Source organism: Xanthomonas albilineans, assembly GCF_002939705.1.
Taxonomy (GTDB): Bacteria; Pseudomonadota; Gammaproteobacteria; order Xanthomonadales; family Xanthomonadaceae; genus Xanthomonas_A; species Xanthomonas_A albilineans.
In genome coordinates, this window is record NZ_MDCB01000125.1 from 1 (window position 1) to 311 (window position 311).

Here is a 311-nt window from a genome sequence, read left to right on the forward strand (position 1 = left end):
CGCATGGCCGCCGCTTCGTTCGTCTTGTGCTCGGCGTAATCCCCAATCGCCTTACTGGCCTGCTGCCCGAACGTCGCCATGATTTCCGCACCAGCCTTCACTTGCTGTTGCAGTTGTTGCCCGTTCCAGTCCTTGACCAAGCCATTACCGCTGTCCCCGGTATGCACGTCGCGGTTCAGCGCGGCCAGGGTGTCGGCGATGCTCTTCCCGCTCTTGGCTTGTTGCCCCGCTGCATCGGTGATCGTCAGGTCGCCACCGCTGATCCCGCTGTGGGTGATCGAGGTCTGGCTGCCGCTCTTGCTGTCGTAGCC

1 pseudogene is annotated in these 311 nt (G+C 63.0%); it reads right to left on the reverse strand.

Going from position 1 to position 311, the window contains the following annotated elements:
• Nucleotides 1-311 (reverse strand): annotated as a pseudogene (locus XalbCFBP2523_RS17300) (hypothetical protein); the annotation flags it as partial.